Source organism: Campylobacter sp. JMF_08 NE1 (assembly GCF_027737875.1).
GTDB lineage: Bacteria > Campylobacterota > Campylobacteria > Campylobacterales > Campylobacteraceae > Campylobacter_B.
Window position 1 is genome coordinate 1 of sequence record NZ_JAOVUC010000005.1, and the last position, 22,032, is coordinate 22,032.

General features: G+C 38.1%; 25 protein-coding genes and 1 pseudogene. 8 read left to right on the forward strand and 18 right to left on the reverse strand.

All coding sequences use genetic code 11. The features are described from left to right. The 9 genes and pseudogenes from OFN91_RS05075 to OFN91_RS05115 form a co-directional block, all read right to left on the reverse strand. Positions 1-204, reverse strand: a pseudogene (locus tag OFN91_RS05075) (HP0729 family protein); the annotation flags it as partial. A gap of 3 nt (positions 205-207) precedes the next feature. Continuing rightward, a complete protein-coding gene (locus OFN91_RS05080; protein ID WP_270873499.1) occupies positions 208-1,782 on the reverse strand; it encodes a dynamin family protein in 1,575 nt (524 codons plus the stop codon). Then, positions 1,766-3,970, reverse strand: coding sequence for a dynamin family protein (locus OFN91_RS05085; RefSeq protein WP_270873500.1), 2,205 nt, complete (start codon positions 3,968-3,970; stop codon positions 1,766-1,768). Before OFN91_RS05085 ends, OFN91_RS05080 begins: the two co-directional genes overlap by 17 nt. 69 nt (positions 3,971-4,039) lie before the next feature. Next, positions 4,040-5,722 carry a dynamin family protein gene (locus OFN91_RS05090; RefSeq protein WP_270872431.1) on the reverse strand — a complete coding sequence of 561 codons (1,683 nt, stop codon included), beginning with the start codon at positions 5,720-5,722 and terminating at the stop codon, positions 4,040-4,042. A 96-nt stretch (positions 5,723-5,818) separates the two neighbouring features. Then, positions 5,819-6,253 carry a hypothetical protein gene (locus tag OFN91_RS05095; protein WP_270872432.1) on the reverse strand — a complete coding sequence of 145 codons (435 nt, stop codon included), beginning with the start codon at positions 6,251-6,253 and terminating at the stop codon, positions 5,819-5,821. Next, complete coding sequence (locus OFN91_RS05100; protein WP_270872433.1) at positions 6,253-7,059, reverse strand: GTPase; 807 nt, start codon at positions 7,057-7,059, stop codon at positions 6,253-6,255. The genes OFN91_RS05095 and OFN91_RS05100 overlap by 1 nt, the downstream gene beginning before the upstream one ends. Positions 7,060-7,205: 146 nt before the next feature. Next, on the reverse strand, positions 7,206-7,760 hold the full coding sequence (locus tag OFN91_RS05105) for a hypothetical protein (protein WP_270872434.1): 555 nt from the start codon (positions 7,758-7,760) through the stop codon (positions 7,206-7,208). 17 nt (positions 7,761-7,777) lie between these two features. Further along, complete coding sequence (locus OFN91_RS05110) at positions 7,778-8,083, reverse strand: YtxH domain-containing protein (protein ID WP_270872435.1); 306 nt, start codon at positions 8,081-8,083, stop codon at positions 7,778-7,780. Positions 8,084-8,148: 65 nt separating this feature from the next. After that, on the reverse strand, positions 8,149-9,051 hold the full coding sequence (locus OFN91_RS05115; RefSeq protein ID WP_270873501.1) for a helix-turn-helix transcriptional regulator: 903 nt from the start codon (positions 9,049-9,051) through the stop codon (positions 8,149-8,151). A gap of 130 nt (positions 9,052-9,181) precedes the next feature. Here OFN91_RS05115 and OFN91_RS05120 point away from each other — a divergent pair, with 130 nt between their 5' ends. Continuing rightward, entirely contained in the window at positions 9,182-9,400 is a 219-nt protein-coding gene (locus tag OFN91_RS05120; protein ID WP_270859308.1) for a hypothetical protein, read from the forward strand. Positions 9,401-9,431: 31 nt separating this feature from the next. Here OFN91_RS05120 and OFN91_RS05125 read toward each other — a convergent pair whose 3' ends face one another. Genes OFN91_RS05125 through hemB form a run of 5 tightly spaced genes read right to left on the reverse strand, consistent with a single transcriptional unit; the run spans position 9,432 to position 14,447 of the window. Then, positions 9,432-10,697, reverse strand: coding sequence for a (Fe-S)-binding protein (locus tag OFN91_RS05125; protein WP_270873502.1), 1,266 nt, complete (start codon positions 10,695-10,697; stop codon positions 9,432-9,434). A gap of 3 nt (positions 10,698-10,700) precedes the next feature. Further along, positions 10,701-12,065, reverse strand: a complete 1,365-nt coding sequence (gene hemN, locus OFN91_RS05130; RefSeq protein ID WP_270873503.1) for an oxygen-independent coproporphyrinogen III oxidase — start codon at positions 12,063-12,065, stop codon at positions 10,701-10,703. Beyond that, positions 12,052-12,534, reverse strand: coding sequence for a DUF2603 domain-containing protein (locus OFN91_RS05135; RefSeq protein WP_270870545.1), 483 nt, complete (start codon positions 12,532-12,534; stop codon positions 12,052-12,054). Before OFN91_RS05135 ends, hemN begins: the two co-directional genes overlap by 14 nt. After that, on the reverse strand, positions 12,535-13,455 hold the full coding sequence (argF, locus tag OFN91_RS05140) for an ornithine carbamoyltransferase (RefSeq protein ID WP_270873504.1): 921 nt from the start codon (positions 13,453-13,455) through the stop codon (positions 12,535-12,537). A 14-nt stretch (positions 13,456-13,469) separates the two neighbouring features. Beyond that, complete coding sequence (hemB, locus tag OFN91_RS05145) at positions 13,470-14,447, reverse strand: porphobilinogen synthase (RefSeq protein ID WP_270873505.1); 978 nt, start codon at positions 14,445-14,447, stop codon at positions 13,470-13,472. 61 nt (positions 14,448-14,508) lie between these two features. Between hemB and ribA the strand changes: the two genes are divergently transcribed. From ribA to OFN91_RS05180, 7 genes are all read left to right on the forward strand, one after another. Continuing rightward, positions 14,509-15,072 carry a GTP cyclohydrolase II gene (ribA, locus tag OFN91_RS05150; RefSeq protein ID WP_270872441.1) on the forward strand — a complete coding sequence of 188 codons (564 nt, stop codon included), beginning with the start codon at positions 14,509-14,511 and terminating at the stop codon, positions 15,070-15,072. After that, entirely contained in the window at positions 15,069-15,644 is a 576-nt protein-coding gene (gene rsmG, locus OFN91_RS05155) for a 16S rRNA (guanine(527)-N(7))-methyltransferase RsmG (protein ID WP_442868051.1), read from the forward strand. The genes ribA and rsmG overlap by 4 nt, the downstream gene beginning before the upstream one ends. A gap of 10 nt (positions 15,645-15,654) precedes the next feature. Further along, complete coding sequence (locus OFN91_RS05160) at positions 15,655-15,885, forward strand: hypothetical protein (protein ID WP_270873506.1); 231 nt, start codon at positions 15,655-15,657, stop codon at positions 15,883-15,885. Next, entirely contained in the window at positions 15,882-16,418 is a 537-nt protein-coding gene (locus OFN91_RS05165) for a hypothetical protein (RefSeq protein ID WP_270873507.1), read from the forward strand. The genes OFN91_RS05160 and OFN91_RS05165 overlap by 4 nt, the downstream gene beginning before the upstream one ends. Continuing rightward, complete coding sequence (gene htpX, locus OFN91_RS05170; RefSeq protein WP_270873508.1) at positions 16,406-17,272, forward strand: zinc metalloprotease HtpX; 867 nt, start codon at positions 16,406-16,408, stop codon at positions 17,270-17,272. The genes OFN91_RS05165 and htpX overlap by 13 nt, the downstream gene beginning before the upstream one ends. A 480-nt stretch (positions 17,273-17,752) precedes the next feature. Then, positions 17,753-18,175 carry a peptidoglycan-binding protein LysM gene (gene lysM / locus OFN91_RS05175; RefSeq protein ID WP_270859298.1) on the forward strand — a complete coding sequence of 141 codons (423 nt, stop codon included), beginning with the start codon at positions 17,753-17,755 and terminating at the stop codon, positions 18,173-18,175. Between the two features lie 83 nt (positions 18,176-18,258). Then, positions 18,259-18,792 (forward strand): type II secretion system protein, encoded by a 534-nt coding sequence (locus OFN91_RS05180; RefSeq protein WP_270873509.1) that lies wholly within the window; start codon positions 18,259-18,261, stop codon positions 18,790-18,792. Positions 18,793-18,913: 121 nt separating this feature from the next. On the opposite strand, the gene OFN91_RS05185 is transcribed toward OFN91_RS05180, so the two are convergent. From OFN91_RS05185 to rpmB, 4 genes are all read right to left on the reverse strand, one after another. Then, entirely contained in the window at positions 18,914-19,423 is a 510-nt protein-coding gene (locus tag OFN91_RS05185; RefSeq protein WP_270873510.1) for a hypothetical protein, read from the reverse strand. Positions 19,424-19,500: 77 nt separating this feature from the next. After that, complete coding sequence (argJ, locus tag OFN91_RS05190) at positions 19,501-20,694, reverse strand: bifunctional glutamate N-acetyltransferase/amino-acid acetyltransferase ArgJ (protein WP_270873511.1); 1,194 nt, start codon at positions 20,692-20,694, stop codon at positions 19,501-19,503. Beyond that, a complete protein-coding gene (locus OFN91_RS05195) occupies positions 20,687-21,817 on the reverse strand; it encodes a potassium channel family protein (protein ID WP_270859293.1) in 1,131 nt (376 codons plus the stop codon). The genes argJ and OFN91_RS05195 overlap by 8 nt, the downstream gene beginning before the upstream one ends. Positions 21,818-21,835: 18 nt before the next feature. Further along, entirely contained in the window at positions 21,836-22,027 is a 192-nt protein-coding gene (gene rpmB / locus OFN91_RS05200) for a 50S ribosomal protein L28 (protein WP_270859292.1), read from the reverse strand. Between the last annotated feature and the right edge of the window lie 5 nt (positions 22,028-22,032).

Sequence of the window (22,032 nt, forward strand, 5' to 3'; positions counted from 1 at the left end):
ACTCAAAAACAGCTGGAAATAGGCATTTGCGTTCGTGCTATTATAAATTTCGTTTAGGGCGTCTTCATCTAAATTTTGCATATCCCTATCCTTGGCTCTGACCTTGCCAAATGCGACCTTGCCTTTGCTGAGCAAAATTTTTATATGCTCTTCGATGACATTTGCCTTTAAATATGGGTTGTAAAGGATAAGGATGTTTTTCATTTTTCACCTACCCATACCTAAAAATGCACTACCCAATAGTAAAGAAACAACACCATTTAAACCTTTTCCGACCTCATTTGTTTCCACTTCTTTTTTATCAGAAACAGCCTTTTTTACACTCTTTTTCTTTTTAGGAGTTTTTACATTATCGTTTTTATATCGTTCATCGAAATTTACTATTATTTTCTCGCCAAAAACTTCGCCAATCGCTTCTATAAAGCCATTTATAACCTTTTCTAAATTTTTTAAATTTTGTTTTTCTAACTCAGATTTGAAATAATCCCATTTACTAAATTCTTGTAGATTTTTTGTGGCTTTGTTATCAAAATCTCCGCTTTGTTCGATAAAATCTAAACCTATACTTTTTAATTCGTCCAAAATTTCTTTTTTATTGTCAAGACTTGTTTCCATTGCACATCTATACTCTTTATAAACACCATAAATTTTATCTACAATCTCATTTAGCTTGTTTGATTTTTTATCACACTCGCCAAGAAATTCATCGAGTGATTTTTTTTCATAATACCCTGTGATTTTATTTAAAGAGCTATAAGCACTAATCCCTACAAAATCTATCATATTGTCATCTAATATGCCTGAAATTTTCTCTATGATATTTTGTATATCGCTATCGCTTTTTAAATCAGATTTATTTACGACTATATAAAGCTCTTTATTATCCAAATTTAGTTCATTTAAAAAATTCAAATCATCATTGGTTATAGTGCCACTTTCTGCACTGACTAACCATATAAATTTATTTGATTGAGCTAAAAATTCTTTTGCACTTTGTTTATCATCACTTTGCGCTCCTACTTTGGCTGGATTGTATCCAGGAGTATCGACAAAACAGATATTTTTGTATTTCATAGCTGTTGTTAAAACCATAAAAGGTAAAATTTGTTTTAAATTGAAGCCCAATTTCGAAATAAAATCATGCGTCAATTTTGCTATAAAATTTTCAATTTTTCCTTGTGAATTTTTTAAATTTATAGATTTTTCAAAATTTGTTACTCCGCCTGTTTTGTTATAACCCAAAATCCCACTTTTGCCATCTATGATATACATAGGGATAGCAGTTGTCGGCTCGATAGACCTAGCTAGTTTTACGCCACCACTCATAAAGCTATTTATAAATTCACTTTTCCCAGCACTAAATCCACCACCAACAGGCAATAAAGTCTTGTCAAAAAGCTCCTTGCAGCTAGCAATCATTATAAGCTCATCTTTTATGGATTGCAAGATTATAAGTTGTTCTGCTTCGCTGGCTAGTGTATCTTCTTTTTTGGCAAAATCTCTATAATCGTTATTTAAAATTTCATCAAATTTTCTAATACCACTATTTTCTAATTTAGATGATAAAATTTCTGAAATTAGCGTGTGTTTTAAATTTAATTCATCGTAACTGCTTTGTAAATTTTTCAAATCTTTTAAATTCTGATTGTTTTTAAAATTTAACTTTTCTAAATCACTCTTCATTTTTTCCCTCTCATTTTCTAAATTTATCATTTTAGCAGACGATTTCTCATCTGCTTCTTTCATAAGCCTAATGTGCGTTTTTTCAAGCATTATCCACATTTTTAAGCTCCATTATGATTTGGTTAAACTTCTCTATACTTCGCTTAGTGTTTTCTATGTTTGATTTAAGCTCGTTTATATCTTCATCATATTTAGCAAATATATTTTTACCGATATTTTGCGATTTTAAATCTCGCGTTAATGCTCCTATGGCATTTTTGATTTTTTCTTTTGCACTGCTTTGCAAATCATAAACAAAATCTCTTGCTTCTTCTAAAAACCTATCGGCGCTGTATCCCGTAAGCTCTCCACTTTTTCTTAAATTTTTAGGTAGCTCTTCTTTTTCGATAGTAGGAAATTCTACTTTTTTTACGATATTTATAATGGCTAGTTTTATAATATCAAGGTCTAAAATCTCATCTACGCTAGAATCAAATCTTATGGCTTCTAAAATTTTACTAGTAAGCGATTTTTTAAAATCCATAATATTTTTTTCATATTCTAACTCTGTCATATTTGAGAGTTCATTACAAAACTTATTTAAAGCAGAGCTTACCGCACCGGCTCTTACGGTAGTTTCGTAGCGTGTTTCATATTTTTTAGAAAATAAATCTATAAACCAATTTCTCTTAACCTGAACTTCATAAGACCTAGAACCTTCACTACTATCCATCTTTTCTTCGGTTGCATTAAAAAATTTATCCATTTGTTTAAACAATCTATTTTTTGTATTAAACCCAAATTCTTCTATCAAACTCTCATAAGCCATATCCGCATTTGATATAGCCTTGTCTTTTATAGTTTGCATATTTTTGATTTTTTCATTTAGCTCATTTATATCGGTGCTTTTGATTTTTTCTATTTTGTTTTCTTGCACTTTGATTAGCTCGTTTTGAAAAGCTTTTATATTTTTGTGCCAAACTTCTTCAAATTCAGCTTTTCGTTGTTTTAGAATTTCATCTTTTTTTATTTTAACGCCGTCAAATTTAGACTTTATAGCCTTGACGCCGTTTAATTTATCTAAATTTAACAAAGCGCTTTCTTTGTTAGAAAAATAATCGCCATAATGTTTGTTTAGATTTGCCCAAACTACCTTTAAATTTTCATCCCACACTGCTTGGTTGTCAAATTTTTTAATGATTTCATAAGAGGCACTTGAAGTCAGTATTAAATCTGATTTCAGCATTTCATTTATATTAAAAACCGATTTTTCAAAGCTATTTAGCGAATTTGAAAAATTTGTTAAATTTGTATTTTTTTGTGAATTTAGCGTCGTTTTTATATTTTGTAGTGCCAAATCAAAATCACCACGCGATTTTTCTTTTTCACTACCATAGAGTTGATTATCAGTTTGCGAAGCTACGACTAAAATTTCTCTAATGCCGTCTTTTGTGCTAATTCTCTCTAATAAATCCATATCAGAATTGCTCATAAATTGTCCTGCCGAACTTACGATTAACACGACATCGCAACCCTTTAAAAACTCTTTTGTGCGTTCTTCTCTCGAAACTATCGGATCATTGACGCCCGGGGTGTCAATGATTTCGACATTTTTTAAATTTTCGTTGTTTATATAGAGTATGACAGACTTTGTCCAAGCTGTAAATTTGCCATCTGCCCCGACATAATCTTTCAATTTTTCTTTTAATTCCGCCATAGTATCAGCACTAATTTGGCTACTTTCTTTAAGAGATGAAAAAGATAAATTCGAGTTTTCTAGCATAACTTGTTGTTCTTTATAAGCGCATAATGTTTTATTTTCATCTAAAACTCTTTTAGCGCTTCTTTGTGCTCTTTCTTCAATATCTTTTTTATCTATCAGCTGTCCCTTTTTTTGTGCTATGTCTTGTAAATTTTTAAACGCTTTTTCATATTCGTCTTTAAATTTTTTATCATACTCACTAGCACTTGTTTTGATTGTCTCTAAATCATCTTCATCATAAAATTCAATCTCAGCTTTTGGTGCAGTATCATACCTTAGCACAGTCAAAGCCGCCGTCATCGGTGTAGCGGCTTTTGGTAAAATGTCTTCTCCGTCAAAAAACAAAGCGTTTAAAAGTGAGCTTTTTCCTGCTTTGACACGACCGATAATACCTATTTTAAGCAATCTATTTTCATCGTTTATTTCAGCTATTCGTTTTGCTAGTTTTTCGCTTTTTTCTAGCGATAAATCTATAACTTTGCTAGTATCGATACTGTATTTTTCAATGACTTTTTCTAAATTTTGTGTTAATTTTACTATATCCATAAATCTTCCTTTTTTGATTAAATTAAGTTTGCAAATTCTCATTGAAAAAATTTGCAAACAATGCCACTTCTAATACAAATTCTCGCTTGATAGCCTTGCAAGTCTCTCTTTCGCATCTTTTAGGGCTGAAATTTTATTTTCTATTTCATTGGCATTTTCACTTCTTAAAGATACGGCTTTTGCGATTTCATCTCTTTTTTGTGTTAATTGAGCTTCAAATTCATCGCTTGCAGCCGCAACGATATTTGAAATCTGTTCGCCAAAAACAGCATTAATTTCATCTTTTAATCTGCCTTTGATTTTTGGTATCACGCTTGAAATAATCTGATTTTTTATCTCATCTTTTTTACTATTTTTTGTAAAAAATGAAATAATTTCTGGTAAGAATACAACTACAAGTTCTAAAACAGGATTTACAACATTTGTCGCAATACTTAAAATAGTAGTAAGAGCCTTATAGACCCTACCTGCTTTTTCAGCATTTTCCTTCATAGTTGTGCTTAATGAATTTAAACCACCCATAGCATTGTTTAATAAACTTTCTATGCCACTTGAAACTTTTTCTAGCCAAGTATCATCTATGGCAAAATTTGCTAAATTTAGCCCTTTTAATTCAAATTTAAAATCTCCAACTATATCTGAACTAATAGAATTTAGCTTTCTTCTACTCTCCCTAATAAGCGTATTTTGGATAATGTCATTTAGCTCGGATTCAAAACCTGCCCCACTCACAGCCAAATTTGCTAGATTATCTGCGCTATCATACAAATCTCGCTCTATGCTTCTGACGATACTATCTGCTGTGTTTGAGCTGTATTTAGCCTGAATATCAGCAATAGCACTTTCTTTTTTATCTTGCAATTTTGCCACTGCGCTTTCTAACTCTCTTATGGCTTTATCGCTTGCTTCTTTATCATTTTGAAGTGTGTTTATTTGCGTAGTAATGGCACTTTCTATCGTAAAACTATCGCTTTTTAAATCAGGCAAAACAATACTTTTAAATAGCTCTTTGCTATCGATTGATGATAAAATTTTGCCCAAATTATCGCCATCATCTAATCCGATAACAACGACTTCTTTATCGTAGTCAAAATAATCTTGAAGCTGTGATTTTATATGTGATTTGATACGCTCTACATCGTCACCTGAACGCAAATTTGCTTTGCTTACACATACTATAAAATCTTTTGAAAGCTCACTGATATTTTGTAATTCACGCATAACTTTATTTGTTATACCGCCCTCTTCGACGCTAATTAAAACTATAAAAAATTTACCTTTGGAAAGATAGTTTAAGATAGCTTTATTATGCAATGATACAGGAGAGTCAAAGCCTGGCATATCGACTAAAATAAGCGGTTCGATATTTTTTAAATTTTCATTATCTAAAAACGCTTTAACATACTCGTATTTATCTGAATTTTCATTTATAGATTTGCTTTTTGAAATTTCAAAATTATCAAATTTATCATCATCAAAAACGGCTTCGAAACGCTCGTTTTTATCATATATAAGCTCTGTTGCAAGAGCTGTTTCAGGTGTAATAGCCACAGATAAAATTTGATTTTTTAAAAACGAGTTTATAAAAGTGCTTTTCCCTGCACTAAATCCACCGATAACTGGGGCGATTAAACGCACTTCGTCAATGGCTTTGCTTAACTCTTTTTGCTTGGTTGTATCAAAGCCAATACCTTGCAAAATCCCACAAACTTCATCTAAATACGATTTGTATTTAACCTGTAAATTTTTCATATTTTCTCCTTAAAAAAATTTTTACTTCATCAAACAAACTATTTCAAATTTGTTTGATGAAGCAAATTTCACAAGTAAAATTTACTCATTTTTCTTTTAATTATATAATCTCCTTATCTCTTCAATTTCTTTTCGAATTTTTTCATTTTCTTGCTTTATATAGCTCGTATCTATGCCGTGAAAAAGCATTTCATATTTTTTGACTGCATTATTCGAAAATGCAGCTACAAGTGCGACATTTGGTTTATTAACCAAACCAAGAGCATATATATCGCCTTTGTCATTATAATGCCTTACTTCAACTCCAAAATCATTTTTTATTGAGTTAAGCACACCTTTTTTATACTCTTTAATACTTGCGTAAATTTTTTCATTATGAGATAACTCTTTTCTCTTTTTTTCTACTTTTGGTTCGCTATGATTGCTCTTAGTTTCTGCCTGTGGCTCGTCATCGTTATTTGTAGTTTTATCATTTTTTGGCTCACAGACGCCACCGCTTCCACGCAAAAATTTAAGCAAAGACCACGCCATTATCTTAATCTCGCTTTCATATTTTGTATAGTTTGATTTGCTTCTTCCACTCTTTTTAAAATTTGAGCTTCTTGTTCTTTTATATTTTGCACAGCTTTATTATTTTCGTCGATTTTTTCTTGCAGTGCCAAAATCAGAATTTTTACGGCTTTTTCTAGTCTTGCTTCCCTATTTTCATAAATTTTATCTGGTCTGCACATTGTATTTATCTGCTCTTTTAGCTCATTTATACCACTACATTTTATTAGCTCTGTATCGTTTTGCAAATTCCCATCAACATAACTTAAAGTTTCTATGCTAAAAACTTTCGCATTTGCACCAAATTCACTTTGAATTTGCTCTTTTATTTTTTCTATGGCTCTTTGAATATCATCATCGCTTTTTTCTTCTATATGATTTATGACAAAGATTGTCTTACCAAAAAACGATTTAACGCTATTTAGCTCATTTATCAGACTATGCAAATAGCCTATCTCATCTTTTTTCAGCTCACCACCAGATAAAGAGTGCAAAAATATATTCACATCGGACATAAACTCATCGCCAAGAGCCTTTTCATCATCATTTAGCGTAGCATTTAGCCCGGGAGTATCTGTGTAAATAATGCCCCTATGCTCCACGCTTTTGGTTTCTAGCGTTTCTCGCTTGTCGGCTACTTTAAAAGTTTCGTTTTCAAAATCATCTATCAAAGCATTTAAAAGCGAACTTTTGCCACTATTATAAATCCCCATACACAAAACAATCGGCTTTTCATCTTGCAAATTTTTTAGTTTTTCTACAAGTTTTCTTTTTTCGTCGATACTCATCTTAATCCTTTTATAAAATTTGACTAAACCAACCCGCATTTAGCGGACTTGTTTAGCGAAATTTAAAGGCTTTTGGCGAGTGAAATTCGCAAATTTAGAAATTTTGCAAATTCGCAAATTTTCACTCGCACATTAGCCTACGATTTCTAAGAGCGAGGAAATGGTTTATCTCCCACAAGCATGTCTTTTACGAGACCCAAGACACCGCCAATTTGACTTCCAGTATTTACCCTTGGCACTTCGATTTTCACTTCATTTTTCTCATCATGCGTTTTTTGCAAATCCCTAGCGTCAGATAAAATATCTTCAAATTCATATTTTAAATCTTCGCCACTATCTAGCTTTTCATCGATTTTATCGCATAGCTCATCATTATCGTCCATAGCCTCCTTGGCTTGTTCGAGTTTCGCACTTTTCTCATCGATTTCTTTGATTGCAAATTCACAAAGCGCGATTATCAAATTCACCTCCAAATCCCATTGTCTAATGAGTTCTGGGGCGTTTTTTGCCCACTCGCTTTGTAGATTTGTCTTGTCATATCCGCCAGTGCAGCCAAACTCCTCAGCCTCCTCAGATATATCAGCCAATCTCTGCCTCAAATCATCTAAACTCTCATCAAGCTCGCTAAGCGTCGCCTCCGTATCTACAAAACCACTTACACCACCGACTACCGCGCTTTCATCAAAAATTCCCAAATCCATATCTTTCTCCTTGTTTTTTAAATTTCTCTCACATTTAAATATCGTTTGCAAATATCAGCTCCCAGAAACGCATTATTCTTTTTCTTGCCCCAACCAAAAGCTTCGTCTATGGCTTCGCACTTTTCGTCAATAACCTCAGAAATGTTTGAAGCCGTGCTTTCTATGGCGTCTTTCACGCTCTCGAAACCATCACAAACGCTCTCTATGACATCATCGACTTTTTCGGCGAATTCGTCATCTTCTTCGCACCTACTTTTGACATACGCTAACGCACCTACTCCTGCTATCGCACCTACGCCTAAACCTAAGAAAAACTTCCACATTTTTCATCCTTTCGTAAAAAATTTATGGTATTTTACGAAATGGCTGCGACAGGGTTTGTCGTTTCTCATAAATTTCCGCCATTTTTTAGATAATCTTGCAAAATTTTTTCAAATTTACTTTGTAAATTTGGCGGTTCAATGATTTTGACATAGGGTAGATAAAGCTTGGCGAAATTTAAAATTTCATCTTCAAACGCCGCAGTTACGGCGAGTATGGCGAATTTGTCGTTTTTATCAATAAAATTTTGTGTGATGAAAAATTTTTTGCGCCCAAGGTATGCAAGCGCAGTATTATCCACACGCAATCTCGCATTTATGGGACTAGATGAAAACCAGTGATTTTTATTTTCTTTGATTTGGGCTAGTTTTTTGATTTCTGGCGAAAAGGTTTGCTCCAAAACATCTAAATTTGAAATTTTCTCAAATGTAAATGTCTTTAAAACGCCCATTTCATCGCATAGCACATACCACACCCCAAGACGAAAAATAAAGGCATAAGGCTTTGCGGTGCGCTCCTTGCCCGAGTAAGTGAAATTTAAAATATTGTGATTTTTGATAGCGTAGCAAATCTCCTCAAAATCCCTTTTGAGCGTGGAATTTGGGGCAAATTTGTCAAATTTGGCGTCGATTTTATAAACGCCGTTTAGCAGGTCTGTGATTTCCTCGCTTCCAAAGCTAGGGAAAATCTCGCTAATGCCTAAATTTCGTGCTAGGCTAAGCGAGCAGGTATCTAGAAACCCCCCCCCAACGCAGTTTGCGTGAGTTACACCGTTTTTGGTCTCAAACTCAAATCCATACGCTCTAAGCGCCTTCAAATCCCTCTGTATCGTCCGAACATCTACGCCAAATTCGCTTTGCAAATCTTTCTCGCGAAAGCTCTCGCCCAAAAACGCAAATTGCATAAATTTAAGAAGTCTAATGGCGATATTTTCGCGACTATCTTTGGTTTTGCCCATTATCTTTTTCATTGTCCATTACCTAAAAATAAAGCTTATATTGTATCTTTTTCGCCTTAAAACCAAGCAATTAAAAGTTAAAATTTTGGTAAATTTAACTTATGCTATAATCACGCTTTGAAATTTACAAAAAGGTAAAAAGATGAAAATCGTTCCTTGGATTATCGTTATATTTATGATTTATGTGGTGTATTATTTTATTTCTCGTTCCGAAAAGCGCATCACAGCGCTAGAAAAGCGACTAAACCAAGCCGAGAGCAACTACGACGAGCTAAAAAAACAGATCGAAACCAACCGCATGCTAATCCAAGAAAACAGCCCAAAAGAGCCAGAAGCAGAAGAAAACGCCTACGAAGATTGAAATTTGGGGTTAAATTTAGATTTAACCCAGACTACCCCAACGCCCTAGCAATCAGTTCTAACGGATTTACGCATTTCATATCGATCTGCGCTAAGCCAAAGGCGTTATTTAGCTGCATTCTGCACGCGCTACACTCCGCACTTACGATTTTTAGGGGGCTATCTTTGAGCGAGGCGACCTTGTCTAAGCCAGCCTTGCGCGAGAGATGATATTTTTCGCTCTGCATTGTTACACCGCCAAATCCACAGCATTGATCGGCGTTTGGCATTTCGATTATTTCGTAATTTTGCGAGAGCAAATTTCGCGGTTCGCGCCAAATTCCTTGCATTTTGCGTGAGTGGCACGGATCGTGGTAGGTGATTTGCCCTATTTTTCCGCGCTCTGATAAAATTTCTTTTAAATTTGTAAATTTATCAAAATACTCCGTCGCTAGATAAATTTTACTCGCCACAGCCTTTGCGCGCTCTTGCCAATGCGAATCGCCCTCGAAAAAATGCACATAATCGACTTTTAGCATACCAGAGCATGTCGCCTCTGGCACAACGATAGCATCGAGATTAGCTAGCATTTTTTCAAAATACTCTATGTTAAATTTCGCATTTTTCTCCACAGAGCCAAAATCCCCAGTAAAATACTGCGGCGCACCACAGCAGGCTTGCTTTTTCATCAAATTCACATTGATTTTAAGCTCTTTTGCGATTTTCAAAAACGCTTCGCCAATGCCAGTATATGCGTAGTTTCCCATACAGCCGATAAAAAGCCCGATAGTTTTGCTTCCGCCATTGTCGATAAACTCGGCGTGCGAGTTCATAAAGCTTTTTTTCGCTAAGCTAGGCAGTGTGCGCTCCACGCTCATCATCGGCACCGAAAATCGCGGTTTCATCGTATTTCCGCGTTCGCTGTCTTTTTGCGTCTTAAAGGCACACGGCACGAAAAAATACCCTAGCCTAGCTGCCAAATCCAAAACTCTGCGGTGGCTTAAAAACCAAAACGCAGCCCTTTTATACCACGCTATGCCAAATTTTTGCGCGATTTTGTGGCGCATGTTTTCAATCGCGGTATCGGTAGGCAGGGAGTCGTTGCACACATCGACGCAACTCGTGCATAAAAAACAGCTCTCAAAGATATTTTTCATATTTTTATCGAGTTCGAGTTCGCCCCGCTCGACCGCACCAAGCAGGTCCAAAAACCCGCGTGGGCTGGTAACTTCGTCGCTATTGATATTATGAATCGTGCAGGCTGGAATACATTTGCCACATTTTACGCATTTATCGCTTAGGGTTTTGAAATCATACATTTTTTACACCGTTTTTGAGAATTTTTTCTCGCCCAAATTTTTGTGCATATACTCATCAAAACACATTGCGATATTGCGGATTAGAAGCGTTCCAGTCGGCGTTACGCTAAGCTCATCGTCTGAAATTTTCACAAAATCTTTAAGATATTCAAGCTCTTTTAGAGAATTTGCAAAATGCTCGAAAAATTTAATATTATGTTTGGCTTCAATCTCTTTGATATTTACCCTGAAATTCGCCATTAGACCCATTATCACATCTTTGCGAAGCAAATCCTCGCTATTTAGCAAAATTCCTTTGAAAAACGGCAATTTACCGCTATCAATCGCCTCTTCATAAGGCGCCATATCTTTGAAATTTTGCGCATAATGCCGCGCACCCTCGCCGATACTTGTTAGCCCAATGCCAATCAAATCCGCGCCACCTTTTGTGGTGTAGCCTTGGAAATTTCTATGAAGCGTGCCGTCTTTAAGCGCAGCATGAAGCTCGTCGCTTGGCTTAGAATAGTGATCCATGCCGATTGGCTCGTATCCATTAGCGGTCAAAAAATCATGGGTAAATTTTAAAATTTCAAGCTTGATTTTTGGCGCAGGAAGCGTGCTTTCGTCAAATTTTCGCATTGATTTTTTTATCCATGGAACATGGGCGTAATTAAATATCGCAAAACGATCTGGATTAAGGCTAAGGGCTAAATTTAGCGTTTCTTGGAAAGTCGCTAAATTTTGATATGGCAAACCATAAATCAAATCCATATTAATCGACTTTATCCCAGCCTTTCGCGCCATATCCATTACGCTTTTTGTCAGCTCATAAGGCTGAATTCTATGGATTTCTTTTTGCACGCGCTCGTTGAAGTCCTGCACGCCGTAACTTATGCGGTTAAATCCATGCGAGATAAGCACATCAAGCTGCTGCTGCGTAAGAAATCTAGGGTCAATCTCACAGCTAATCTCAGCGTCAGCACTGAAATTTTTAAAATGTTTTTTTATGTTTTTTATGTGGCGATCAAGTTGTTCGGCGTCGAAATATGTCGGTGTGCCACCACCAAAGTGCATTTGCGTAACAATCCTGCTAGCGTCTAAATGCTCGCACAAAATATCCATTTCGCGATCTATGTAGTCTAAATACCTGTCCATTTTATCGCGTTTGCCAGTGTAGATGACATTACAGCCACAAAAATAGCACGCCGAACGGCAAAACGGCATGTGAAAATAAAGCGAAAGTGGAGCGTTTTTGTCTTGGGTTTTTAGCTCGTTTATATACTGCTCATAGCTGAAATTTTGGCTAAATTCTAGCGCAGTGGGATAGCTCGTGTAGCGCGGTCCTGGGCGCGAAAATTTAGCATACGCGTCAAAATCAATGTTTGCCATTTCTGCTCCTTACTAACTCTTCGATATCTATAAATAAATTTGGGTGTGATTGCTTCACGCGCGAAACTATGGCGTCCAAATCTAAATTTATCTTTTTTATGCTTGGGTTTTCGCTCGTGATTTTGCGGATCTCGTCCATGCACACGATCCACGCATCGCCAAAATCCACTGGGGCTTGCTGTAAAATCGAGCGCTCTAATTTTAGGTTGAAATTCTCTGCAATCGCCCCTTTTGCGACTTGGATTAGATTATTTAGCGATTTTAAAGATACCATTGTGTGCAATTCGCCACTCTCATCTATCCCAAACCACGGCTCCTCGTCGCTCCATGAACCCTTTTTTAGTGTTAGTTTTTTTTCGTTTGTCCCAGGGTCGTGCGAAATCTCAAAAACCGTGCTATTAGCGTCCTCGATACCGAAAAATTCATTGATTTGATCAATTTTTGTTAATGCTTTGTCGTTTTTTTCCACTTAATTACCTCTGTGTCTATCTAGCCATACCATTACGCCCTTTTGACCGTGCAGTCTGTTTTCAGCCTCGCTAAAAACATCGCCCGCATGAGCTTCTATAATCTCATCGCTGACCTCGTATCCGCGATACGCTGGCAAGCAATGCAAGAAAATAGCATCTTTTTTAGCTAGGCTCATCATATCTTTATCTACGCAAAATCCCTCGAAGAGCTTAACTTTGCGCTCTTTTTCGCTCTCTTGTCCCATTGAAACCCAAGTATCAGTCGTAACGACATCTACGCCACAGACTGCCTCGCGCGGATCGTGAGTGTAGATGATTTTTGCCCCTGAAATTTTGGCGTTTTTCTCGGCTTGTGCTACGATAGAAGCGTCAGCCTCATAGCCCTTTGGCGTAGCGATTCTAAGCTCAAATCCCAAAATCGAAGCCAGCGAAATCCAAGTATGCGCCATATTGTTTCCGTCCCCGATATACGCGACGCAGTCCCCACTAGCACGCTCTTGCATAGTAAGATAATCCGCGATTAACTGCACTGGGTGGAGATAGTCGCTAAGGCCGTTTATCACAGGCACGGCTGAGTATTTGGCAAATTCCTCCAAATCACTTTGTTTATAAACCCTAAGCATAGCCATATCGACCATGCTAGAAATCACGCGCGCAGTATCCCTCACAGGCTCGCCACGACCTAGTTGAATATCTTTCGAGCTTAAAAACAGCGCTTGTCCGCCTAGCTGATACATACCAGTCTCAAAGCTCACGCGCGTTCTAGTCGAGCTTTTTTCAAAAATCATTGCTAGGGTTTGGTTTTTTAGATACGGCTTGTAATCCTTCGCTTTGGCTTCTTTTTTAATCTCAGCCGCAAGGCGCAAAATTTCAAAAATTTCATCTTTGCTAAAATCTTCAAAAGTCAAAAAATGTCGCATATTCACTCCTAAATTTAGCTAAATTTACGCAAAAGCTCAGCTATTTCTTTTGCGTGATATGAGATTATCATATCTGCTCCTGCGCGTTTTATGCTTATCATAGTCTCCATTAAAACCCGCTCATAATCGATCAATCCAAGCTTCGCTCCACCTTTTAAAAGCGCGTATTCGCCACTGACATTATACGCACAAATCGGAAGCAAAGTGCGCTCGCGCAAATCACGGATTATATCCAAATACGCAAGTGCTGGTTTTACCATTAAAATATCAGCGCCTTGCGCCTCGTCCTCTAAACTCTCATTTATCGCTTCTAGGCGGTTTGCTGGATCCATTTGATACGAGCTTCTATCGCCAAAGCTAGGCGCGCTCTCCGCTACATCGCGAAACGGCCCGTAATACCCGCTCGCAAATTTCGTCGAATACGCCATAATCGGTAAATTTTCAAATCCATTGCTATCAAGTGCGCAGCGTAAAGTGGTGATTATGCCGTCCATCATACCGCTTGGAGCTATCATATCAGCGCCGTTTTTGGCGTGGATTAGGGCTTGTTTGGCTGAAATTTCAAGCGTGGCGTCGTTATTTACGGTTTGATGAACATGATCTAGTATCCCGCAGTGTCCGTGGTCAGTGTATTCGCAAAAGCACAAATCCGTAATCACCATAAATTTTGGAAATTTATCCTTAATCGCGCGAAGCGCAGTGGCGATTATGCCATCATCGCTAAGCGCGTCAGAGCCAATGCTATCTTTGATTTCTGGAATTCCAAAAAGCAAAATTTTATTAATTCCCAAATTTGATAAAATTTCGCACTCTTTTAAAATTTCGTCCAAACTCAGCTGAAATACGCCTGGCATAGAGCTTATCTCGTTTTTGACACCTTTTCCAGGAACGACAAAAAGCGGGTAAATAAAATTTCTCATCTCTAACGAAGTTTCGCGCACAAGCTCCCTTACTACGGGATTTATGCGCACTCTTCTAAATCGTTTAAACATTGTTTTTCCTTTTTTGGGTAAAATCATCGATTTATAATATCACAAATGGAGTAAATTTTATATGAATATTCAAATTTCGCAGATTGCAAATTTGCCCTCACGCTTCGGTAAATTTAAGGTGCAGTCCTTCAAAGAAAACGAAAAAGAACACTTAGTAATCGCAAAAATGCCGTTAAATGAAATCGTAAATGTGCGAATCCACTCCGAGTGCCTCACAGGAGATGCAATCGGAAGCCTAAAATGCGACTGCCGTGACCAACTCGAAGAGAGCCTAAAATACATAGAAAAAAACGGCGGTATGGTGATATACCTGCGCCAAGAGGGGCGAAATATCGGGCTTTTAAATAAAATCAACGCCTACGCGCTCCAAGATAAGGGATTTGATACAATCGAGGCAAATCATCAGCTAGGTTTCAAGGCAGATGAGCGAACTTACGAAATCGTGGATTTTATCCTAAAACACTATGAAATCAAAAAGATAAATTTACTCACAAACAACCCTGAAAAGCTATCAAATTTACATTGTGTGGAGATCGTCGAGCGCATACCGATTATCATTAAAGCTAACGAATTTAGCGAGAATTATCTGAAAACAAAAAAAGATAAAATGGGGCATTTGCTGTGAATTTGATTTTGCCTGAAAATTTCGACGAAAAGTGCGCTAAATTTGGCGAGTGTCTGCGTAAATTTAACGCAATCCACAGCCTTACGAATTACGATGATTTAAGCGAAATTATCGCCGATAGTATTGGCGGGGTGAAATTTATCCCAAAATACCCTAAAATCGCCATTGACATCGGTAGCGGGGCTGGGTTTCCGGCGATATTTTTGGCTATGGTTTTAAACCACACGAAATGGCATTTATACGAGCCAATCGCCAAAAAAGCGTCGTTTTTGACCTACGCTAAGGTAAATTTGGGGCTAAAAAATGTCGAAATTCATAGAGAAAAAATCGAAAATTCGCTAAAATTTAGGGCTGATTTGATAACTTCAAGAGCTGTGATGAAAACGAAAAATTTAGTCGAAATTTGTGATGGATTTTATGATAGCAATACGCACTTTTTGCTCTATAAAGGTAGCAGCGTAGATGATGAAATCACCGAATTTAGGGTAAAATTCGCAGGCGCAAAGACGCAAGTTTTTAACGAAGAGAATAGAAATTATCTTTTAATAAGTGAAATTTCAAAACCAATTTAAGAGGCCAAAAATGGGAAAACTTTTATCATTAGCGATAATTATTGCGTTAATTTATTTTTTAATCGTGCCGAAATTTCGCGCCAAAAAGGGCGAGAGCACAGACACAAAGGGCGAACAAGAGCCAACAGCGCTAATGCCTTGCGATGAGTGCGGGACATACTACGAGCAAGGCGCGCTTATCTCGCATAATTCTCGCCAAATTTGCAAATCTTGCTTGGCAAAAATAAAGGAAAAAAAATGATTATTCTAGGGCATGAATTGGTTGATTACGAGCCGTTTTACGCTATCAAACACACAGACGAGGTTTTCAGATACGATAATTTGCTCTTTAAATTTGATCCTAAATTAATCTCGCTAGCCAAAAGCACGGAGAAAAATTTCAGCGTCATTACAAACAACCTAAACGAAATTTTGCTCGCAAACGGCGCAGGTGCGAGGTTTATCATCGTAAATAAAAAAACCGCCCCACTCGCGCAAAAGCTAGCCAACGACTATCTTTTTGACGCCAAAATCGCGATGTTTATCAGCTCCACTCGCGCTCTAAAACAGCTTGCCGAGCTTGGAATCGACGCCGTGGTTTTCAAAGAAGCCATCGCAAACCGCCCAAAATCCTTTTTAAGCGGGCTTTTTGCGGGCGGACGCAAATTTCACCTGCCACATATCAATCCGCAAGGTCTAATCGGTCTAACCAAAAATTTAGGCGGAAAAATCAAAAATTTAGACACAAAAATCAGTGCGAAAAATTTATCCAAGGAGGATATATGGAAAAAATAAAAACCGCCCTGCTAATGAGCGGGCTAGTGCTACTTTTTATGTTCGTCGGCAGCCTAATTGGCGGACAAAAGGGTATGATTATGGCGTTTGTCGTGGCGTGCGGTATGAATTTTTTCAGCTATTTTTTCAGCGATAAACTAGTCTTGAAACACTACCGCGCTACGCCAGTTACGGCCGAGAGTCAGCCTATGTTATACGACATAATCGATCGCCTTTGCGCTAAGGCAAATTTACCAATGCCAAAAATCTATATCATCAACGAGCAAGTTCCAAACGCTTTCGCCACAGGTCGCAACCCAAACAACGCCGCAGTCGCCGTTACACAAGGCCTGCTAAATCTAATGAGCCCGCAAGAAATCGAGGGCGTGCTAGCTCACGAGCTAAGCCATGTTAATCACTACGATATCCTAATCGGCTCGGTCGCAGCGATGTTTGCAGGCGCAATCGCAATGCTAGCGAATTTCGCCAAATTTGGCGCGATTGCAGGCTCAAACTCGCAAAATCGCGGTGGCGCAAACGGCGTTTTCTTGCTTATCGGCGCAGTGATAATGCCACTAGCTGCTAGCGTAATCCAAATGGCGATCTCGCGCACCAGAGAATTCAAAGCAGACGCCGGTGCAGCCGCACTTACAGGGCACCCTGAGTGGCTGATTTCTGCTCTATCCAAGCTGGATAATTACGCCAAAAACTACCGCATGCACTCTGCGACGGGATCGACTGCGCACATGTTTATCATAAACCCATTTAGCGGGATTAAGGCGAATTTCTCTCAGCTTTTTAGCACGCACCCTAGCACAAGCGACCGTATCGCAAAACTCGAAGAGCTAAAAGGCAATATCGCTACCCAAAAGTAAAATTTGCAAATTTAGTGTCAAATTTAAAATTTGACACTAAATTGCTTTAATCTGTCATTGCGAGCTTTCGCAGAAAGCGAAGCAATCTACGACTTTAAAATTCTTTACGCTAAATTTGCTGTCATTGCGAGAAAACGAAGTTTTCGAAGCAATCCAGAAAAATTTAAATTCAAAATTCAACCCAAATTTTGCATTGAACGATTTTTTAAATTTTAGGCGAAATTTTGAAATTCTTTGTAAGGGGGAGGGCGCGCTTTTTAGGAGACGCTACCCTCCCCCTTACCAACCCCCACCCCTGTAAAACCTTAGAAGTGGCTAAATTTTAAAAAGCGTTGCTTTTTAAAATTTAGCTGGTTTTATTTTTACGGAAATGCTTCGCATTTTTGCATACGCACAGACAATAATCACAAATTTTCATTTTTTCAAATATTTACTATCTTGCGTTAAAATCACATTTTATTTTTCATCAAAGGAGAAAAAATGGGATTACTTTCATTTGTTGCAAATGCTGGTAAAAAGCTACTTGGTATCGGAAACGACGAGCAAAATGTCAAAGACGAGATTACCAAAAACCTCTCTTCTACCCCAATCGAGGGCTTAGATGTCAAAATCGAGGGCGATGTCGTTAAAGTAAGCGGAAACGCCGACAAAGAAACTCTTGAAAAAGCCGCTCTAATCGCAGGAAATGTAAATGGAATTTCAAGCGTAGAAATCGAAGGCGTCAATGAAGATAGCGAAGAGAACTACTACACTATCGTCAAAGGCGACAACCTTTCAAAAATCGCTAAGAAATTCTACGGCGATGCTAACAAATACCCTGTGATTTTCGAGGCCAATCGCGAGGTCATCAAAGACGCAAACCTAATCTATCCAGGTCAAAAAATCAGAATTCCAAAAATCTAAATTTATGGGCGCAAACGCGCCCTACTCTTTTTTTATTTTTCAAATTTTTGTATAATCACCCAAAATTTAGCTAGGAGCAGGTTATGAAAAACGCTTTTACTATGATCGAACTTGTTTTTGTTATCGTTGTTTTGGGAATTTTATCTAGTATCGCTCTGCCTAGAATGAACGCTAGCAGGGACGATGCTGAAATCGTGCGATTGATGACAAATATAAAGACCCTTACTAGCGATATCACAAACTACTACAACGCAAACGGCTGTCTTAGCAACAATCCAAATTTTATGAGCAATGTCGCCACATTTAGCTCAGCCGCTGGTGGCGCGCACGCGGGCAACGGCTCGTGCCTAGCTAACGGCGGTAGCGTGTCAATGCACATCAGAGTCAAAAACAAACCTTGCTACGCCCTAACTTACGGCGTGAGCGAATACACAGGCGCTTGGGTGCGCATAGATGGTATGAGTGCGGGTGCGTCAAATGCGTGCGAACTAGCGCACAATCAAGCCACGATGAAATCAATGCGCGATGCGAGTTTCACATACACAGACGAAACCGGCGCGAACAAAACAGCCAAAGGCACACGAATCGGCGGCTTAAATCCGAATAAATTTAGGTAAAATTTGGTTTTGGCGGTTTTAAGGAGCTTTGAATTTTAGTTCTGTTTTCTCATTGTGGCGAGCGAAACGCCCACCCTACGATACTTGCTTCAAATTTTAAAAGCAGCGTGGCGAAAATAATTTATAACCAATTTCGAACTAACTTTCTTCTTTTAAATACAAACCACAAAAACGCAATCGCCAAAAATAAGGTAAAATTTTTGTATAATCGAAGCTCTTTTTGTGAAAATTTTACGATTTGGGCGTCTTTTCCACTATAAAATTTTAGAATTTTTGTTTTCTGCTCGTCTTCATAAACAAGCGCTTTGTAAATTTTATAAACATCGCCAAAACTTTCCTTTTTTACCCAAAATGTAAAAAAATAATTATTTTTGCTCAAATAACTAACTATCGGCTCAAATCCTAAATTTGGCTCTACGACCTTAATACAGCTATTCCCAGCGTTATTTTTAATGCAGACATTGTAATATTTTCTAGGCGATAAAACTTGATCTCTAAAATTTTTTACCGCTATATCCCCGATAGATGTTACTTTTCCTTCGATATATTCGGTGTTTTTTAAATTAGTTTCTATATTAAACGATATAAAAAACAGCACCCCAGAAAACAAAATGTAATAAATATTTTCCAAAATAAATTGTATAAATTTATTTGATTTCATAGATATTTTTCGATAAACCACCCTTACAGGCGCAAATTTCGCTAAATTTACGACCTGTAATCTGCGTTTATTTTGACATATTCATAGCTCAGATCACAGCCATACGCGCTAAATTCGCCCGCTCCAAGCCCTAAATCGCATGAAATTTCAAATTCGGCCTTTTGCATTACTTCGTGCGCTAGCCTTTCGCGTTCCTCATCTAGCTCACGGTGCGCGCTATCATACACAAGCGCGTCATCGTATTTTATCACGAGTTTTTCGGCGTCGCACTCTATCCCGCACGCACCGATTGTAGAGGCTATGCGCCCCCAGTTCGGATCCTCGCCATAAATCGCTGTTTTGACAAGCGGAGAATTTGACAAAGCCTTGGCAGCCTTTTTGGCTTCATTATCATTTTTCGCGCCAAAAACCCTAAATTTCACTAGCTTATTCGCACCCTCGCCATCGCGCACTAGCATTAAGGCAAGATCTAGCGTGATTTTTTTCAGCGCGGCACGAAATGCCTCTTTATCATAGCTAGCGCGCGCACTGGTCGCTAGCATGACGGTATCGTTCGTGCTAGTATCGCCATCGACACTGACCCTATTAAAGCTATCCTCCACAGCCTCGCTTAAAAGCTCGCCCATATCAGAGTGCGGGATTTTCGCGTCGGTTAAAATATAGCAAAGCATAGTCGCCAAAGCCGGATTTATCATACCCGCACCCTTGCAAATGCCTGCTATGTGAAATTTCTCGCCACTATCTAAGCTTACTTCGTAAGCAAACTCCTTTTTTAGCGTATCTGTCGTCATAATAGCCGTGGCTATGCCCTCAGAATCGCGCGCCATAAGGTCGAAATTTTTCGCAGCAGCTATGATTTTTTCTTTTTTTAATCTATATCCAATGACGCCGGTTGAGCTCATCACAGGATTTACCAAGGGCGTAAATTTTGAAATTTCAGAGAAAATTTCATCTATATCGCCAATACCAGCTTCGCCAGTCATTGCGTTTGCGTTTTTAGAATTTATCAAAATGAAATTTGTGCGAAATTCCCCGCCGTTTTTCTCTAAAATTCGCCTAAAATGCGCTATTGGCGCAGCGGCAAATTTATTACTCGTAAAAATCGCGCTTATAGCAAACGGCTCGTCGGCTCTGATAAATCCCAAATCATTTCCGACCTTTTTAAAGCCCGAATTTAGCCCGCCAAAATAAAATCCATCGATATTTTCTAGGCCGTTTTGCAAAGGGGTGATTTTATACATATTTCATCTCCTGCGGTTTGTATTTGCTTCTAATTAGCTTTTTGGTATCCCTGATACCCTCGGCTGTGCCGATGACTAGCAGTTTCGCGCCAGTGCCGATTAGATAATCCCCATCAGGCATAGCTACAAAGCGATTGTTCGCTTCCTTTACGCCCACGATATTTGCGTTTGTCATCTCTTTGAGGCGGGTTTCTTTGAGGCGTTTGAACCTCATCCACGAAAACTCAGGGACTAAAATTTCTTCGATATCAATCGGAGAGTCTTTTTGATAAACGAGGCGTTCTAGGATATTTTCCATATCTGGGCGCACGCTAATCGCAGAAAGGCGCTGTGCGGCGAGTTTGGACGGCAATACGACAGAATTTGCGCCAAGTTTTTTAAGGCGTTCGCTGTCGCTGTCGCTGTCAGAATTCGCCATGATAAAATACGGCGTAATACGCCCTAGCTCTTTTTCATAAAGCCTAACAAGCGTGATAATAGCGATATTATCGGCTAAATTTGGACTTAGCGTGATTATGGATTTTGCGCTTGAAAGGTGCGCTTTTAAAAGCGTTTTTTGCTCGTGCGGATCGCCGATTATGTAGTATGGGTATAAATTTTCATCAGCGCTTTTTGCCAAATCTGGGTTTGGATCAATGACGACAAATGGGATATGATTGGCACGAAATTCTTTCGCCAACTCCGCACAATACGAGTTGTTATAGCATATAATGTAGTGATTTTTGAGCCTTGCGATATTGTTTATCATAGCTTGCTCCCTGATTAAATTTTGCAGTGTTCCTTTTTTGATAACTTCGACGACGACACCCAGACAAAACGAAAATGTCCCAAAGCCCATCAAAATAAATGCGATTGTAAAAAGTCTGCCAGCAGGCGGGATTGGCGCCACCTCGGTAAATCCGACGGTGGTAAATGTCATGCCTGCTTGATAAATTGCATCAACTAGCGAAAATCCAGCGGTGAATATATAGCCCAAAGTCCCCACTAACTGCATTAAAACAATGATAATTAGTGGAAGTCTAAATGGGCGTAGTTCGTCGTAAATTTCGCTATAAAGGTTAATGTCCGGTTTAGTAGAGCCGGACCAGTTGAGGAATAATTTTATTCTGCCTAAAATAGACATAAATTCCTCTTTTTAAGGTTATCTTGATTGTTTTTTCATTGTTCTTAAAGTTGAAGCAGCTACTTTGATTTTTCTTGTAGTGCCGTCTTCTAGCTGAACGCGAACTGTGCGTAGATTGACTTGGAATTTTTTCTTAGTTCTGTTGTTTGCGTGGCTTACATTGTTTCCTACCATCGCACCTTTGCCAGTGATTGCGCATCTTCTTGCCATAATAA

Coding starts and splice junctions, on each gene's coding strand:
- OFN91_RS05080 (WP_270873499.1), bottom strand. CDS start 1,782: ATGTGGATAATGCTTGAAAAAACGCACATTAGGCTTATGAAAGAAGCA.
- OFN91_RS05085 (WP_270873500.1), bottom strand. CDS start 3,970: ATGGATATAGTAAAATTAACACAAAATTTAGAAAAAGTCATTGAAAAA.
- OFN91_RS05090 (WP_270872431.1), bottom strand. CDS start 5,722: ATGAAAAATTTACAGGTTAAATACAAATCGTATTTAGATGAAGTTTGT.
- OFN91_RS05095 (WP_270872432.1), bottom strand. CDS start 6,253: ATGGCGTGGTCTTTGCTTAAATTTTTGCGTGGAAGCGGTGGCGTCTGT.
- OFN91_RS05100 (WP_270872433.1), bottom strand. CDS start 7,059: ATGAGTATCGACGAAAAAAGAAAACTTGTAGAAAAACTAAAAAATTTG.
- OFN91_RS05105 (WP_270872434.1), bottom strand. CDS start 7,760: ATGGATTTGGGAATTTTTGATGAAAGCGCGGTAGTCGGTGGTGTAAGT.
- OFN91_RS05110 (WP_270872435.1), bottom strand. CDS start 8,083: ATGTGGAAGTTTTTCTTAGGTTTAGGCGTAGGTGCGATAGCAGGAGTA.
- OFN91_RS05115 (WP_270873501.1), bottom strand. CDS start 9,051: ATGAAAAAGATAATGGGCAAAACCAAAGATAGTCGCGAAAATATCGCC.
- OFN91_RS05120 (WP_270859308.1), top strand. CDS start 9,182: ATGAAAATCGTTCCTTGGATTATCGTTATATTTATGATTTATGTGGTG.
- OFN91_RS05125 (WP_270873502.1), bottom strand. CDS start 10,697: ATGTATGATTTCAAAACCCTAAGCGATAAATGCGTAAAATGTGGCAAA.
- hemN (WP_270873503.1), bottom strand. CDS start 12,065: ATGGCAAACATTGATTTTGACGCGTATGCTAAATTTTCGCGCCCAGGA.
- argF (WP_270873504.1), bottom strand. CDS start 13,455: ATGCGACATTTTTTGACTTTTGAAGATTTTAGCAAAGATGAAATTTTT.
- hemB (WP_270873505.1), bottom strand. CDS start 14,447: ATGTTTAAACGATTTAGAAGAGTGCGCATAAATCCCGTAGTAAGGGAG.
- ribA (WP_270872441.1), top strand. CDS start 14,509: ATGAATATTCAAATTTCGCAGATTGCAAATTTGCCCTCACGCTTCGGT.
- OFN91_RS05160 (WP_270873506.1), top strand. CDS start 15,655: ATGGGAAAACTTTTATCATTAGCGATAATTATTGCGTTAATTTATTTT.
- OFN91_RS05165 (WP_270873507.1), top strand. CDS start 15,882: ATGATTATTCTAGGGCATGAATTGGTTGATTACGAGCCGTTTTACGCT.
- htpX (WP_270873508.1), top strand. CDS start 16,406: ATGGAAAAAATAAAAACCGCCCTGCTAATGAGCGGGCTAGTGCTACTT.
- lysM (WP_270859298.1), top strand. CDS start 17,753: ATGGGATTACTTTCATTTGTTGCAAATGCTGGTAAAAAGCTACTTGGT.
- OFN91_RS05180 (WP_270873509.1), top strand. CDS start 18,259: ATGAAAAACGCTTTTACTATGATCGAACTTGTTTTTGTTATCGTTGTT.
- argJ (WP_270873511.1), bottom strand. CDS start 20,694: ATGTATAAAATCACCCCTTTGCAAAACGGCCTAGAAAATATCGATGGA.
- OFN91_RS05195 (WP_270859293.1), bottom strand. CDS start 21,817: ATGTCTATTTTAGGCAGAATAAAATTATTCCTCAACTGGTCCGGCTCT.
- rpmB (WP_270859292.1), bottom strand. CDS start 22,027: ATGGCAAGAAGATGCGCAATCACTGGCAAAGGTGCGATGGTAGGAAAC.